This window comes from Microbispora sp. GKU 823 (assembly GCF_002027145.1).
Lineage (GTDB): Bacteria > Actinomycetota > Actinomycetes > Streptosporangiales > Streptosporangiaceae > Microbispora > Microbispora siamensis.
On the sequence record NZ_MWJN01000005.1, the window covers coordinates 41708 to 56800 of the forward strand.

General features: G+C 73.1%; 11 protein-coding genes and 2 pseudogenes. 4 read left to right on the top strand and 9 right to left on the bottom strand.

Features of this window, described 5'->3' with window-relative positions; all coding sequences use genetic code 11:
* Positions 1–85: 85 nt before the first annotated feature.
* Positions 86–451, bottom strand: coding sequence for a DUF3499 domain-containing protein (locus tag B1L11_RS04415; protein WP_030509365.1), 366 nt, complete (start codon positions 449–451; stop codon positions 86–88).
* Positions 452–617: 166 nt separating this feature from the next.
* On the opposite strand from B1L11_RS04415, the gene B1L11_RS04420 reads away from it, so the two are divergent.
* A complete protein-coding gene (locus tag B1L11_RS04420; RefSeq protein WP_079313295.1) occupies positions 618–1085 on the top strand; it encodes a metallopeptidase family protein in 468 nt (155 codons plus the stop codon).
* A 17-nt stretch (positions 1086–1102) separates the two neighbouring features.
* Here B1L11_RS04420 and B1L11_RS04425 read toward each other — a convergent pair whose 3' ends face one another.
* Both B1L11_RS04425 and B1L11_RS49725 read right to left on the bottom strand, forming a co-directional pair.
* Entirely contained in the window at positions 1103–2557 is a 1455-nt protein-coding gene (locus tag B1L11_RS04425) for a DUF5719 family protein (RefSeq protein ID WP_079313296.1), read from the bottom strand.
* The gene (locus B1L11_RS49725; protein ID WP_256862214.1) at positions 2554–3312 is read right to left on the bottom strand and encodes a hypothetical protein; all 759 of its coding nucleotides are present in this window, start codon (positions 3310–3312) and stop codon (positions 2554–2556) included. The genes B1L11_RS04425 and B1L11_RS49725 overlap by 4 nt, the downstream gene beginning before the upstream one ends.
* Positions 3313–3566: 254 nt before the next feature.
* On the opposite strand from B1L11_RS49725, the gene B1L11_RS49730 reads away from it, so the two are divergent.
* Entirely contained in the window at positions 3567–3818 is a 252-nt protein-coding gene (locus B1L11_RS49730; RefSeq protein WP_256862215.1) for a hypothetical protein, read from the top strand.
* A gap of 16 nt (positions 3819–3834) precedes the next feature.
* On the opposite strand, the gene B1L11_RS49735 is transcribed toward B1L11_RS49730, so the two are convergent.
* The 3 genes from B1L11_RS49735 to B1L11_RS04440 form a co-directional block, all read right to left on the bottom strand.
* Positions 3835–5406: a glycosyltransferase family 2 protein gene (locus B1L11_RS49735; RefSeq protein ID WP_256862216.1), complete on the bottom strand. Its 1572-nt coding sequence runs from the start codon at positions 5404–5406 to the stop codon at positions 3835–3837.
* 172 nt (positions 5407–5578) lie between these two features.
* Complete coding sequence (locus tag B1L11_RS04435; protein ID WP_079313297.1) at positions 5579–5836, bottom strand: WhiB family transcriptional regulator; 258 nt, start codon at positions 5834–5836, stop codon at positions 5579–5581.
* 192 nt (positions 5837–6028) lie between these two features.
* Positions 6029–8011 (bottom strand): hypothetical protein, encoded by a 1983-nt coding sequence (locus B1L11_RS04440; protein ID WP_079313298.1) that lies wholly within the window; start codon positions 8009–8011, stop codon positions 6029–6031.
* A gap of 172 nt (positions 8012–8183) precedes the next feature.
* Between B1L11_RS04440 and cofD the strand changes: the two genes are divergently transcribed.
* Positions 8184–9122: a 2-phospho-L-lactate transferase gene (gene cofD / locus B1L11_RS04445; protein ID WP_079313299.1), complete on the top strand. Its 939-nt coding sequence runs from the start codon at positions 8184–8186 to the stop codon at positions 9120–9122.
* Positions 9123–9143: 21 nt separating this feature from the next.
* Positions 9144–10432: pseudogene (locus tag B1L11_RS04450) on the top strand (coenzyme F420-0:L-glutamate ligase).
* 20 nt (positions 10433–10452) lie between these two features.
* Here the strand turns inward: B1L11_RS04450 and B1L11_RS04455 are convergent.
* The 3 genes and pseudogenes from B1L11_RS04455 to B1L11_RS04460 all read right to left on the bottom strand — a co-directional run bounded on the left by B1L11_RS04455 (position 10453) and on the right by B1L11_RS04460 (position 14950).
* Complete coding sequence (locus B1L11_RS04455; RefSeq protein WP_256862217.1) at positions 10453–11700, bottom strand: substrate-binding domain-containing protein; 1248 nt, start codon at positions 11698–11700, stop codon at positions 10453–10455.
* Positions 11701–11794: 94 nt separating this feature from the next.
* A pseudogene (locus B1L11_RS53705) lies at positions 11795–12274 on the bottom strand (hypothetical protein); the annotation flags it as partial.
* Between the two features lie 45 nt (positions 12275–12319).
* Positions 12320–14950, bottom strand: coding sequence for a bifunctional FO biosynthesis protein CofGH (locus tag B1L11_RS04460; protein ID WP_079313300.1), 2631 nt, complete (start codon positions 14948–14950; stop codon positions 12320–12322).
* Positions 14951–15093 lie beyond the last annotated feature (143 nt).

Here is a 15093-nt window from a genome sequence, read left to right on the forward strand (position 1 = left end):
CTGAGCCTATAGCGCCCGATTGCCCACACAATGAGCCCTCCAACGCGCCGCGTGCGGTCTCATCGCGGGGTGTCATGGCGGGGTGTCATCGCTCCCTGTTGGGCTGGGCGGACTTGAGCACCCGCAGGTGACCTCGGCGGCCCACCTCGACCGCCTGGCCGACGGGTTCGCCGGCGGCGGGAGCGGGGCGCGCGGCCTCGCGGACCGCGTTCGCCAGGGCCTCCAGGTCGTCCCCGCTCGGGGCGACGGACTCGGACGGGAGTCGCACGACCTCCCATCCCCTGGGCGCGGTGAGCCGTTCCGCGTGCTCCGCGCACAGGTCGTAACAGTGTGGCTCGACGTACGTCGCCAGGGGGCCGAGTACGGCGGTCGAGTCGGCGTAGACATACGTGAGTGTGAAGACGGCAGGCTGCCTGCAGGCGGTACGGGAACAGCTGCGGACGGGGCTCACGGAGGGACCGTATCCGGTCCGCGTTCACATTGCCACCACCCCGCCGCTCTTATTGAACGTGTCGCCACAATTCAGCGATCTCTGAAGTCGACATGACGTTGATGGGCAAAGCGGACACGACCCGCCGGACCCACCGCACCGGCGGGACGGGCTTTAAGCTGACTGCGTGAGCGATCGGAGCGGTGACAGGCCGGATCGAGGGCGGCGGGTGCGCCGGCGTGACCGGCACGGCCGCGGCATGCGCGGCCCCCTCGCGCCCTCGCACGTGCCCATCGCCAAGTCCCGCGGCGAGCGGTTCGACGACCTGGTGCTCGACGCGGTCGACCGGCTCAAGCCGCGGTGGGGCACCCAGCTCGCGTCGGTCGAGTTCGCGGTCGAGGAGGTGCCGCCGGCCGCGGAGCTGGTGGACGGGCCCGCCCGGCTGTCCTCGGACCCGATCCCGCTGGGACGGGCGGAGTCGGCCTCGGGGGACGAGCCCGCCTCCGTCGTGCTCTACCGCCGCCCACTGGAGGCCCGCGCCCGCGACCGCGACCAGCTCGGCACACTGGTCCTGGACGTGGTCGTCGAGCAGGTGGCCAGCCTGCTCGGCCTCACGCCGGAGACGATCGACCCCGGCTACGACGACCGGCACTGACGACCGGCACTGGGGCCCTACGGCAGCACGGCACCCGGCGAGTCGACGGTCGGGGGCACCAGCGCCCAGGTCCTGGCCATGGCCAGCGGCTGCGCGGTCACCAGCTGGCCGTCCTTGGCCGTCTCGTCGAGAGCGCGCCCGCCGTACACGGGCCCCGAGCCCGGCATCGGCCGTACGACCACGCTGAAGCCGCCCTTGCTTCCCTTCGGCGGCGCGAGCCTGAGCTCCTTGGTGCGGCCGGCGGGCAGCTTCACCTCGACCGGGGCCGGCGCCGCACCCTTCGAGGGCACCAGCCGGACCTCCACGGTGGCCGCGGCGAAGGGCGCCGACAGCACCAGCCAGGAGGTCTGCTTGCCTTCCGCCCGGCCGTCCGCGACGACGCTGCCGAGGTCGACGGAGGCGGCGCCGGCCGTGAAGGCGACGTCCTGCCTGGTCCCCGTTCCGGTGATCTTCAGGCCCGCCACGATCGGGACGTCGGACTCCAGCACCAGCGCGGCCGGCTGCCCGCCGATCCCGGTGGACAGGTCGAGCGAGGCCGCCGATCCGGCCGGCACCTCGATCGTCTCCTTGTTCTTCAGCGCGTAGGAGCCGTCCTCCAGCACGGCCCTGATCCGCACGACCGTGTCCCGGTCCCCCGGCGTGGCGACGTACAGCTCCCGCTGCCCGGCGGTGCCGGGGATGCCGGGGACGACGACCCGGGTGGCGGGGGCGGTGGCGACGGGCAGCCAGTCGACGCCCCTGCCCTCGCCCAGCACGGCCTTCACCGCGGCGGCGACCCGGCCGCTACGGGTGCTCACCTGGAGGGCCATGATCAGCGGGGAGGGCGCGAGGTCGCGCAGCCTGATCACGCGGTGCTGGCCGGGCTTGACGACGACGCCGTTGCCGCGCTCGCTCAGCACGGGGCCTTCCCCCGAATAGACCATGAACGAGACGTTGGCCGGGGCCGAGTCGGGGTTGGCGAGGTAGAGCGTCATCTCCGCCGCGGCGGGCCCGGGCCCGACGAACCAGCTCTCGGCGCCCGGCTCGACGCAGCGCACCCCGGCGAGCCCCCGCTGGGCGCCCGACGTCTCCCTGGCGGTCTGGGCGCTCTCCAGCCCGGCGGCCATCGAACCGGTGGCGTCGACCACGAGAGGGCCGCCCCCGGGGGCGATCTCGCGCTGCCACAGCAGGCCCGGTCGGTCGATCACGTCGGCCTTGCCGCCGCTCTTCTCCTCCGGAGCCTTGATCGCCGACAGGGTGGCGCTCCCCTGCCCCCGGTTCTGCTGCTGGTCGGCGGGAGTGACCACGCTCACCCGGCTGCCGGACGGCGCGGGGCACACGGCGGTCACCGACTCCACCGGCGCCTTTACGGCCTGCGGGCGCACCTGCGCGGCCGGCGCGGGCCGGCTGACGAAGGCCACGCCGTACAACGCGCCCAGCGCGACCAGCACCAGGGCGAGCAGGCCGAAGCGGTTCTCGATCAGTCTCCTCACGCGGGCACCCGATCTTCCTTTGCTCGGCGGCGGCCCCGCGGCCCCTCCTCGACGGGCGCGTCGGCGTAGTCGCCCTCCGGCTCCTTCGTACGGGCCCCGGGCGAGGCCAGGATCAGCACGAGCACGAGCAGCGCGCCCTGGGCCCACAGCCAGCCCCGATGCAGCGCGCCCGCGGTCGCCGGACGCGGGGGCACCGTCACCTGTCCGGCCACGCGCCACAGCCCGCCCGTCTCCGAGAGGCTCACCCTGACCAGGGCTGGCTGCGAGTCGAGCGCCCGTTGCAGGGCGGGGTCGACCGGGCCCGGCACCGTCACGAAACGGACCCCGGACGACGCGAGCGTCTGGACGTACGTGCTGCCCCGGCCCGAGGCGAGCCCGGCGACCGCGGTCGTGAACCGGTCGGTCGCCTCCCGGGGCGATTCGAGGTCGGACTCGCCGATCAGCGGGCCCCGGCCGCGCATCAGCGTGTAGCCCACCACGCCGTCCCTGGGACGCAGCAGGAGCGTGCCCTCGCCGGGCTCCGACTGGAGTTCGGCGAGCACCGGCACCGGGTCGCTCAGGTCGCCGCGCAGCGGGTCGTCCGCGCCTCTGGCCACCCACAGCGCGGCGGCGGCGAGCGGGGTCGCGAAGGCGACCACGACGATCAGCATCGCGCCCAGGCGGCGCAGCCCGCCCGCGGCGCGGAACTCGGCGATCCGGTGCGCCTGGTGTCCCGCGGCCACCAGCAGGCCCGTCGCCGCGAACGCCAGCGGCACCCCCGGCCACCGCCGCGTCGTTGATCCGGCTGACCACGATCGCCACCAGCAGCCCGAAGAGCATGACGCCCCAGCCGATGGCGACGATCATCTGGTGACGCCGCAGCAGCAGCGCGGCCAGCGCGACCGCGATCAGGCCCGCCGTCGCCCACACGGGCGGCACCCCCGGCCCGCCGGGGCTCAGCATGAGCAGGGATTCGGCGCCGAGGCGGGGGGCGGTGAGGCGCCCGTCATGAAGGCCGGACTCGAGCAGGATGCGGCCCGGCTCTCTGACGATCTGGACCAGCCACGGGAACAGCAGGACGACCGGGGTGCCGAGGCCGATCACGAGCGACCGCCTGACGCCCCTGCGGATACCGCCGAACGACACCGCGGCGAGCCCGCCGAGGATCGCCACCAGCACGTACACGAGGGGGACGAAGGCCGTGCCCACGGTCAGGAGCAGGCCGAAGCCCCAGGCAGCCCGCCGCGACCCGGCGATCACCCGCGTGGCGAGCGCCGCGTAGACGGGCAGCAGCACGATCACGATCGCGGTGCCGAGCCGCCCGCCCGCCACCGCGCCCGTCGCGACCGGCAGCAGGGCGTAGGTGGCGGCCAGCCAGACCCGCGCGGCGTGTACGAGATCATCCGCTTGGTCGCCGCGTACGCCGAGATCCCGGCCAGCGGCACGCAGCCGAGCAGCACCACGGCAACGGCCAGCCATGTCTTGCCCAGCGCGACCGCCGACAGCCCGGCCAGCACGGCGACGTACGGCGGGGCCCAGGTCTGCGAGCCGAGGCCGGCGGCGTGGTGGTCCTCGATGTAGAGCCGCCACAGGTCGGACGCGCCCCCGGTGACCGGCACCAGAGCGCCGCCGCCCAGGTGCCCGTCGGAGGACAGCAGCCCGGGCAGCAGCGTCCTTTCGGCCGCCAGCGTGAGCACCACCAGGATCAGGCAGAGCACCACGCCGGGGCTGCTGAAGACGCGCTGGACGCCGCCCGAGTCGGTCAGCAGTTCGTCGCCGTCGTCCTCTTGGGCGCGGTCCGTGGCCGCGTGGTGGCGGCCCGCCGAGTCCACCGGACCGGCTCCGGCGAGGAAGCCCTGCACCATGTCGGTCAGCCGCCGCAGCGCGGCGCCCGGCGGGGTGAGCTTGCGCCGGATCGCGGGCCAGCCCTGCTTCCTGCCGTTCTTCCTGGCCTTGCGGGCCCGCCGCAGGCGCAGGGGGTGGCCGATGACCGAGCCGAGCGCGGCCAGTTCGTCGAGGGCGTTGGCCGGCTGCTTGGCCAGCAGGAACAGCAGGGCCCGCAGCGTGGACGCGAGGACGTTGCGCAGCACCGATCGCACGAGCGCGCCGAACGGCAGGTTCGCCATCAGGACGAACAGGCCGTTGCGCCGGTCGAGCCTGCGCGGGTGCTCCTCGCTGGTGGCGATCCTGCGGCGCCGCCGCGCCGACGCCTCGGCGTGCCAGGCCACCGCGTCGCTCACGTTCAGCACGCGGTGTCCGGCCGTACGGGCCCGCCAGCACAGGTCGAGGTCGTCGCGGAACAGCGGCAGCGCGGTGTCGAGGCCGGACAGTTCGTCCCAGACGTCCCTGCGGATGAGCATGCCGGCCGTGGACACCGACAGGACGTCGGCGATCCCGTCGTGCTGACCCTGGTCGTACTCCCTCGGCTCCAGGCCGGTGTCGCGCCGTCCCGACCTGCTGACGGTCACGCCCATCTCCAGCAGCACCCGCCGGTCGAGCCAGTCGCGCAGCTTCGGGCCGAGGATGGCGGCCTTGGGGTCCTGCTCGGCGGCCCACAGCAGGGCCTGCAGCGCCTGCGTGTCGGGCGCGCAGTCGTCGTGGAGCAGCCAGACCCATTCCTGGCCGGGCGCGGGCGGCAGCCGCCGCAGCACCTCGTGGACGGCCTCGCCGAATCCGGTGGACCGGGGCAGGGTCAGCACGTTGCCCGAGCCGAAGGCCTCGGTCAGCAGCTTTCCGCTGCCGTCACGGCTGCCGTTGTCGACGCCGACGACACGGTCGAGAGGCCGGGTCTGGCGCAGCACCGCCGCCAGCGTCTCCTTGAGCCAGCGGGCGCCGTCGTGGGCGACGACGATCGCGGTCACCGAGTGCACGTCGAGTCCTAGGGGGGTCGTACGGCTGAGCGCCGACCACGATACGGCAACCCGGACTCACCCGATCACATCCAGGCGAAACAGGATGTCAGCAGCAACCCAGACATGAGTGCGGGGCCGCGCGCCGAGCGCACGGCCCCGTCGACGTCGTCCTCAGGGACACGACCCGGACCTAGACGGCCTGGCGCTTGATCTTGCGCCTTTCCCGCTCGGACAGGCCGCCCCAGATGCCGAAACGCTCATCATGCTGAAGCGCGTATTCAAGGCACTCCGCGCGCACCTCACACGAACGGCACACCTTCTTGGCTTCCCTGGTGGAACCGCCCTTTTCAGGAAAGAACGCTTCGGGGTCGGTTTGCGCACACAAAGCGCGCTCCTGCCACCCAAGATCTTCACCATCGAGCGCCTGTGCCATGACCAGATCGGTCATTGCACACCTCCCTGTCGCTCGCCCGCCCACATGGAGCCCCCCATAAAAACGCCTGCCCTATACCCACCCTTGGGAAGGCGTAACAACATGTCTGTAATTACACGCGCGTGGCGCGTGTGGCGTCAAGCGGCATAACGATACCCGGGGAAAGACCTGCTCGCCCCGGTTCGTACGCCCCGATCTACGGTCCTATCAGCGTTCGGAACCATACCAAGGGAGGTCGGGGTCGGTTCTGCGGCCTGCCTGATCAGGGGCGGAACCTTCCTCATACTTTGCCTGCGACCGGTCCGGGGTGTAGATGGCCGTCGGATCGAGCGGCTCCTCCCTGCGCAGCGGGTCGCTGAGCGGGTCTCCGTGGTAGGCGGAGGGGTCGAAGCGGACCGTCTGGTCGGCGGGGCCGGGCGCCGGGGGCTGGAACGGCGCGGGCTCGGACTGGGGGTGGCCGAGCGGGTTGTCGTAGTACTCCGGCATGTCCTGCGGGCCGGTGGGGTGGTCCGGCAGGGCGCCCTTCTGGTAGCTCTGCGCCTGCTGGTAGGCCTGCGCGAGCTGCTGCTCCCTCGGGTCGGCCGGGCCCTCGTACGCGGGGGGAGCGTCGAAGGCCGGGCCACCGGCGGCGTGCTCGGCGGCCTGGCGGGCGAACGCCTGGCCCGAGTAGCCGGAGAACGGCGACCCCTGTCCGTACGCCTGGTCCTGCTCGTACGGCCTGGCCTCGGGGGCGGGGCTCGGGCTGTAGGAGGAGGGCTGGCCGTAACCGCCGGGGGCGTTGTCGGGCGCGGCGGGGGGAGCGCTCGGGAACTGCCCGTAGCCGCCGGAGTCCGTCTGCTGGCCCGCGTAGCCGTACTGGTCGAACACCGGGCCCTGCGGCGGCGGGGAGTAGTCGGGCCGCTGGGGGGCCGGCGCCTCGGGCTGCGCGCCGTACCCGCCGTAGTCGGGGTAGTGCGCGCCGGTCTGGACGTCCTGCAGCGACGGCCGGGGCTGCTGCTGCGCCTGTCCGTGGCCGGGACCCTGAGCGGGAGCCGAGGCGGGAGCCGGGGTGCTCGGCTGCCCGAACGGCGGGGGCTGCGGGGCGGTCGGGGCGGGGTTGTAGGAGGGCTGCGGCTCGTATTCCTGGCCGTAGACGTCCTGGGGCCGCTCCTGACCGAAGGCCCCCTGGCCCCGCTCCTGGCCGTACTGGTCCTGCGCGTACTGGTCCTGGCCGTACTGGTCCTGCGCGTACTGCTGCTGCTCGGCGTACCGGTGCTCGGCGGGCGGCAGCTGGGGGTGGGCCGGCGCCGGCGCGCTCTGCCCGTACGCGGGCCCCTGCGGCTGGCTGTGGGGCTGCCCCTGGGGCTGGCCCTGGTGGGGGGCGTCGTACTGGCCGGGGTGCGGGACGTTCTGCGGCGGGTTCTGCGGGCCGTTGTGCCGGCCCTGGTGGGGGGCGTCGTACTGACCGCCGGGGGCGGCGGCGTGCGGAGCGCCCTGGGGAACGTTCTGCGGAACGTTCTGGGGGACGTTCTGCGGGTCGCCCGGGGCGGGGTGGCCGAACTGCTGCTGACCGGGCACCGGACCAGGGTTGGCGTGGGGGTTGTGGGCCGGCGCGCCCGCAGCCGCCGCGCCCGGAACCTCGCCGTACCCCTGCGGCCCCTGAGGACCTTGAGGGGCCTGGGGGCCTTGCGGGCCCTGCGGCAACGCCGGAGCGTACGACTGGGGCGGGTAGGCGTCCTCGCGCCTGCCGAAGTAGTCGGCCGCCGGTTCCCTGGCGGGCTGGAGCGCCGATGCCGTGCTCAGCGCGAACAGCGCGCCGAAGACGGCGAGGACGATCATCGGCAGGCCGGTGATCAGGTGTTCGAACCGGTCGCGGAACGTGGCCAGGTCGCCCACGAGCACGCCCAGCACAGCGATCACGCCGAAGACCATGCCGAGACCGAGCGACCCGGCCGCGCCGAGCGCCACGAGGCGGGCCCTGGGGGTGGGCGCGCCGGCCTTGGCGACGAGCAGCACGGCGCCGGCCGCGAGCGCGGTCGAGACCGGGGACACGAGGGAGTACAGGCTCGCCGCCGCGCGGATGCCGAACGTGCTGCTCAGCGAGGAGCCGATCAGCATGCGCGCGATGCTGACGAGGACGGTGGTGATCACCACCGCGAGCATCGTCCACGCGGCCGGCTCACGGAGCCGGCCGGTATCGACCTTGAGCACGACTACCCCCATCGGTCCAAACGGCACTCGGGGAAGTTTTGCACATGACGGACTTAAGCGTCGGCAGACCCAAGAACCTCACAAGCCGAACACACCCTACATATGGCTGTTCATCCCGGTTCCCGGGGTGGGTGTCGGCGATCCCGCGGGCGGCCGATGGAAGACTGGCGGCATGCGCATCGTGTCCCTCGCCGGAGGAATCGGCGGCGCCCGGTTCCTCCGAGGTCTCAAGGCGGCGGCCCCCGATTCCGAGATCACCGTGATCGGCAACACCGGCGACGACATCACCCTTTTCGGCCTGCGCGTGTGCCCTGACCTCGACACGGTCATGTACACGCTCGGCGGCGGCATCAACGAGGAACAAGGCTGGGGACGGGCCGATGAAACGTTCACGGTCAAGGAGGAGCTCGCCGCGTACGGCATGGAGCCCCAGTGGTTCGGCCTCGGCGACCGTGACTTCGCCACCCACATCATCCGCACCCAGATGCTGGCGGCCGGTTATCCGCTCTCGCAGGTGACCGAGGCCCTGTGCGACCGGTGGCGGCCCGGGGTGCGGCTGCTGCCGATGTCGGACGACCGCACCGAGACCCACGTGGTCGTCTCCGACGAGACCGGCAGGAGGGCCATCCACTTCCAGGAGTGGTGGGTGCGGCTGCGCGCCTCCGTGCCCGCCGAGCAGATCGTGCTCGTCGGCGCGGACGAGGCCCGTCCCGCGCCCGGCGTGCTCGACGCCATCGCGGCGGCGGACGTCGTCATCCTCCCGCCGTCGAACCCGGTCGTCAGCATCGGCACGATCCTCCAGATCCCGGGCATCCGGGCGGCCCTGGAGGGCAAGACGGTCGTCGGCGTCTCCCCCATCATCGGCGGCGCGCCGGTGCGCGGCATGGCCGACGCCTGCCTGACGACGATCGGCGTGGAGACGAGCGCCCAGGCGGTCCTGGAGCTGTACGGCTCCGCGCTGCTCGACGGCTGGCTCGTGGCCGAGGAGGACAAGGGCGTGGCGCTCGACGGCGTAGTGGTGGAGGCCCGCCCGCTCCTGATGAGCGACCCCGAGGCCACGCGGGACATCGCCGCCGCGGCCATCGCCCTGGCCCAGTCACTCAAGTCCTGAATCCAGATGTCAGAGGAGCACATGCCCCAGATCACTGTCAGCGGCGTGCCCGGCCTTCCCGAGGTGCGGCCCGGCGACGACATCGCCCTGCTCGTGGCGCAGGCCGCGCCCGGCCTCCGGGACGGCGACATCCTGGTCGTGACCTCGAAGATCGTGAGCAAGGCCGAGGGCCGCGTCCGCCAAGACAGCAGCCGTACGGCCGCGATCGAGGAGGAGACCGAGCGCGTGGTCGCGCGGCGCGGGGACACGGTCATCGCGCAGACGCGGCACGGCTTCGTGATGGCCGCGGCCGGCGTCGACGCCTCCAACACCTCCCCCGGCACCGTGCTGCTGCTGCCCGAGGACCCGGACGCCTCGGCGGGCCGGCGATCCGGCCGGGGGCTGCGCGAGCGGCTCGGCGTGCGGGTCGGGGTGATCGTGTCCGACACCTTCGGCCGGCCCTGGCGGCACGGCCTGACCGACGTCGCCATCGGCGCGGCCGGGGTGCGACCGGCTCGAGGACCTGCGCGGCGGCACCGACGGCTACGGGCAACCCGCTCAACGCCACCGTCACGGCGCTGGTCGACGAGATCGCGGCGGCGGGCGACCTGGCGAAGGGCAAGCTGTCCGGCGTTCCGGTGGCCGTCGTCCGCGGGCTGGGCGACCTGGTGACCGACGAGGACGGCCCGGGCGGGCGGGTCCTCGTCCGCCCCGCCGACGAGGACATGTTCCGGTACGGCTCGTCCGACGTCGTCTTCGCCCGCCGCACGATCCGGGAGTTCTCCGCCGCCGAGGTCGATCCCGCGGCCGTACGGCGGGCCGTGGCCGCCGCCGTCGCCGCGCCGGCCCCGCACCACACCACGCCGTGGCGGTTCGTGCTGCTGGAGACCCCGGGGGCGCGTGCGGAACTGCTCGACGCGATGCGGGACGCCTGGATCGGGGACCTGCGTTCCGACGGCTTCTCCGAGGAGTCGATCGCCCGGCGGATCCGGCGCGGCGACGTGCTGCGGAACGCGCCCTACCTGGCGGTGCCGTGCCTGGTGATGGACGGCTCGCACACCTACAGGGACGAGCGCAGGAACGCCGCCGAGCGGGAGATGTTCGTGGTGGCCACCGGCGCCGGCGTGCAGAACTTCCTGGTCCAGCTCGCCGTGCAGGGGCTGGGCTCGGCGTGGGTGTCGTCCACGATGTTCTGCCGCGACGTGGTCCGCAAGGTGCTCGACCTGCCGCAGAACTGGGACCCCATGGGCGCGGTGGCCATCGGCCATCCCGCCGCGCCGCCGAAGGACCGGCCGCCGCGCGACCCGGCCGACTTCTACGTCACGAGGTGACCGTCACTTCTGGGTGCACGTCACTTCTGGGAGCACGTGGGGTGGCACAGCCGCCGGGCCAGCGCCGACAGGAACACGTCGATGATCTGGCCCGGCTCCTGCGCCACGTAGAGCTGCCCGTTGGTGGCCGAGACGATCTCGTCGAGCGCCGGCCGGTCGGCGGCCTTGCCGAACGCGACGATAATGATCTGCACCGGCCGGTCCGGGTCCCACTCCTTGCGCAGCCGGTCGACGAGCTCGCGCCGCGACACGCCCTTCCCGTCGTCCACACCCGCCGTCAGCACCAGCAGGGCGTTGCTCATCAGCGGGTCGTAGCCCTTCGACACCGACCGGAAGCCCGCGTCGATCGCGTCGTACAGTGAGCTGCTCCGGTCTCCGAACGCCTTGATGCCGTCGGCCACCCGGAACAGGGCGGTCTTCCGGATCTCCTCCTGACCGTCGTCGGGCTTGGTGATCGGGCCGAGGCCGATCAGCTCGCGGTGGTCCGCGCCGCCCTTCAGGTCGCGGGCGAACTCCCACAGGCCCATGTGGGTCTCGTTCGGGAACAGCTGCAGGCCGAGCTTGGCCGCCTCGACCGCGACGTCCAGCCGGGTCTTCCCGCCCGTTTTGATCGGCTCCGCGTTCTCCTTCGACACGTCGGCCAGCACGAGGATCCGGCTCGGCGGGGCCAGCCTGCTCCACGCCTCAAGCGCCTCGTCGATCACCTCGGCCGTGATCGACGGCCGCGGGCGGGGCAGCTCGGTCGAGATGCCCGCACCGCTGTCGAACGGCGGCTGCCCGTCGGCGCCGCGGAACCCTGCCTTCCGTACGGCCTCCTGCGTGGCCGCCGACCGCAGCCACGCCGCGAACAGCCGCGAGGCCGCCGCCCGGTCGGGGTCCGCGGCCGTCACGACGTACGGGTAGTCGAGGTTGATCGTGCCCTCCTTGGGCTGAAGGGCGACCACGGGCTCGGCGCCGCTCGCGCGGTTGTGCGCCCACACCGACTGCTCGGGGACGATCACCACGGGACGCGACCAGAAGCCGGGGGCGTCCACCGCGCCGAGCATGCTGCGGTAGTCGGGGGCCGACCCCGCCTGCGCCATGCGCACGAACGCCGTGAGGTCGCGGTCGGCCTTCTCGCCCGTGCCGACGATGTCGCGGGCCGCCGCGACGGTCGCGATCCCCGCTCCCGACACCGACGGGTCGGGGATGCGCACGATGTCGGGTTCGTGCTCGGTGGGCTGGAGGCGTCCCCGCACCGTGGCGGGGAAGACCATGTCCCAGCTCATGGCCGTCCCCCCCGGCGGCGAACCGCTCGGCGAGCGAGCGCCGGGTGGCGAAGACCAGCGGGGAGGTCGCGACGACGGTCTCGTCGGCGGCGATGTCCTGCCCGCCCTGCTTGCGGGCGAGCCGCACCCACACGGAGGAGTCGGCGATCCAGCCGTCCGGGCGGTCGGGCAGGACGCCGGCCCGGTCGCCGATCAGCGTGCGGAGCACCGGCGCCGGAGGCTGCTCGGCCACCTGGACCTGGACGCACCGCCCCTCCACGCCCGCGCCCGAGGCGTTGAACCGCCCGGCCGCGTCCATCACGGGCGGCGCGACGTCCACGGCCGCCGCGACGCTCACGAGGATCGGATCCCGGGCGGAACACGTTCCCGTCGAGCGCGTGAGGAAGAGGACGGCCCCCGCCGCGACGATCGCCGCGGCCGTCAGGACCGCGACCACGCCCTTCCACCTGGCCTGCCTGCGGCGCCGCTCGACGGTGAAGGCGGCGCGGTGACGACCGGACGGCACGGTGCGGGTCCGTCCCCAGTTCTCAGTGACCGGTGCAGCGGCATTGCGATTTTGCCCACCCACCCGCATGCGGCGCAAGAGCGAAATAGAACTTGTTATATACAGCGCGTCCAATTACTCCTGGCGTGCGATGGGCGAGATCGTGAGCAGCGGCCTGCGGACCGACTGGCACACCCCGTCGCTGCGCCGGGCCGCCTCGGCCCGCTCCTCGCTCGGCCGGCCGTACGACGTGGTGCGCTGGCGCAGCGGGCGGCCGGTCGGCGCGACCATGGCCGCGATCTCGCTGATCGTCTTGTAGGAGCCGTTCTCCGAGCCGGCCATCCGGCTGATCGTCTCCTCCATGAGCGTGCCGCCGAGGTCGTTCACGCCGCCGGCGAGCACGTCCCGGCACAGGTCGTCGCGCAGCTTCACCCAGGAGCACTGGATGTTGCGGATCGCGCCGTGCAGCATGATCCGCGCCAGCGCGTGGACGGCCCGGTTCTCCCGCACGGTCGGCCCCGGCCGGGCGATCCCCGCCAGGTAGATCGGGGCGCTGTGGTGCACGAACGGCAGCAGCACGAACTCGCTGAATCCGCCGGTCTCCTCCTGGATCGACCGGATCAGCCGGATGTGGCGCACCCAGTGCTCGTGGGTGTCCACGTGGCCGTACATCATGGTCGAGGTCGTCGGGATGCCGACCCGGTGGGCGGTGGTGATCACCTCGATCCACTCCCGGGCGGGCAGCTTGCCCTTGGTCAGCACCCACCGCACGTCGTCGTCGAGGATCTCGGCCGCCGTGCCGGGCAGCGAGTCGACCCCCGCCTCCCGCGCCGCGTGCAGCCACTCCTCGACCGACAGGTTCGTACGGCTCGCGCCGTTGACGACCTCCATCGGCGAGAACGCGTGGACGTGGATCTCGGGGCAGCGTTCCTTCACGGCCCGGGCGATGTCGAAGTAGGCCGTGCCGGGCAGGTCGGGATGGATGCCGCCCTGCATGCACACCTCGGTCGCCCCGGCCTCCCACGCCTCCTGCGCCCGGTCGGCCACCTCGCTCAGCGACAGGGTGTAGGCGTCGGCGTCGGTGCGCCGCTGGGCGAACGCGCAGAAGCGGCAGCCGGTGTAGCAGACGTTGGTGAAGTTGATGTTCCGGTTGACGACGTAGGTGACGTCGTCGCCCACAGCCTCGCGGCGCAGCCCGTCGGCGATCCGGCACAGCTCGTCCAGGCCGGCGTCGTCCGCGCCCGCCCCCGACTGGTCCCCGGCGAGGTCGAGCAGCGTCAGCGCCTGCTCGTCGGTCAGCCGCGCCGGGTCCGCCTCGGCCTGCCGCAGCGCCTCCCGCACGTCCGCCCTGACGGCGTGGCTCCGGGCGCCCGGCAGGCGTTCGCGCAGGGCGTCCCAGTCGCCGTACACGCTGTCGAAGTCGGCGCGGCGGTCGCCCGTGCGGCCCTCGGCGTCGACGGCGGTGTGCAGGTCGGCCCGTCCGCCGGTGACGAGCCCGCCGAGCCCGCCGTCGGGCTCCTGCCAGGGACGCCCCTGAAGCACGGCGTCCTCCCGCGCGAGCCCGGTGGCGGGGTCGGCCAGCGCCGCGACGTGCTCGGTGAGCCGGGGATCGAGCCACGGCTCCCCCGCGAGCACATACTCGGGATAGATCGTGAGGCGCTCGCGCAGCGTGAACCCGGCGGCGGAGGTGCGCGCCGCCAGGTCGTCGATCTGCGGCCACGGGCGCTCGGGGTTGACGTGGTCGGGCGTGAGCGGGGAGACCCCGCCCCAGTCGTCGATGCCCGCCCGCAGCATCAGCGCGTACTCCTCGCCGATCAGGTTGGGCGGCGCCTGCACGCGGACCTTCGGGCCGAGCACCAGCCGCGTCACCGCGATCGTCGCGGCCAGTTCGTGCAGGTCGGCGTCGGGCATGCCGCGCATCGCCGTATCGGGCTTGGCGCGGAAGTTCTGGACGATGACCTCCTGGATGCCGCCGTACTCCCTGGCCACCCGGCGGATCGCGAAGATCGACTCGGCCCGCTCCTCGATCGTCTCGCCGATGCCGATCAGCAGGCCCGTCGTGAACGGCACGCTGGAGCGGCCGGCGTCCTCAAGCACACGCAGCCGTACGTCCGGGTCCTTGTCGGGAGAGCCGTAGTGGGCCTCGCCCTTCTCGGTGAACAGCCGCCGTGAGGTGGTCTCCAGCATCATGCCCATCGAGGGCGCGACCGGCTTGAGCCGCTGCAGGTCCTTCCAGGTCAGCACGCCGGGGTTGAGGTGGGGCAGCAACCCGGTCTCCTCCAGCACCCGGATGGCCATCGCCCGGACGTACGACAGCGTGTCGTCGTACCCGTGGGCGTCGAGCCACTCGCGCGCCTGGTGCCACCGGTCCTCCGGCCGGTCGCCGAGCGTGAACAGCGCCTCCTTGCAGCCCATCGCCGCGCCCTGGCGGGCGATCTCCAGCACCTCGTCCGGGGACAGGAAGGCGCTCGGCAGCTTGTGCGGGGCGGTGGCGAACGTGCAGTAGCCGCACCGGTCCCGGCACAGCCGGGTCAGCGGGATGAACACCTTGCGGCTGTAGGTGATGACGCCGGGCCGTCCGGCGGCCTCCAGTCCCGCGTCCCTGACCCGTGAGGCGTGCGCGAGCAGGGCGTCCAGGTCGTCGCCGCGGGCGCGCAGCAGGATCGCCGCCTCGGCGAGATCGAGGGTCTTGCCGTCCCTGGCCCGCGCCAGTGCCCGGCGGGTGCCGCTGTCGGAGCTGACGTTCGGGGATCGCTTCGCCGTCATACGCCGCACCCTATGAGGCGTGGGTCCGTCCGGCGCACTCAGCCCCCGGCCGCACGTACGGGAGAAGTCATGGTGTACGCCCTCCGGGGAGTTTGCGGCCGGAGGGTATGAGTTCCGGGGCGGAATCGACGAACGGGTGGGTA

What these genes read in the sequence shown, in the direction of transcription:
- B1L11_RS49730 (WP_256862215.1), top strand. Translation starts at nt 3,567, where the DNA reads ATGCGGCCCGGCTCTCTGACGATCTGGACCAGCCACGGGAACAGCAGG.
- B1L11_RS04435 (WP_079313297.1), bottom strand. Translation starts at nt 5,836, where the DNA reads ATGACCGATCTGGTCATGGCACAGGCGCTCGATGGTGAAGATCTTGGG.
- cofD (WP_079313299.1), top strand. Translation starts at nt 8,184, where the DNA reads ATGCGCATCGTGTCCCTCGCCGGAGGAATCGGCGGCGCCCGGTTCCTC.
- B1L11_RS04455 (WP_256862217.1), bottom strand. Translation starts at nt 11,700, where the DNA reads ATGAGCTGGGACATGGTCTTCCCCGCCACGGTGCGGGGACGCCTCCAG.
- B1L11_RS04460 (WP_079313300.1), bottom strand. Translation starts at nt 14,950, where the DNA reads ATGACGGCGAAGCGATCCCCGAACGTCAGCTCCGACAGCGGCACCCGC.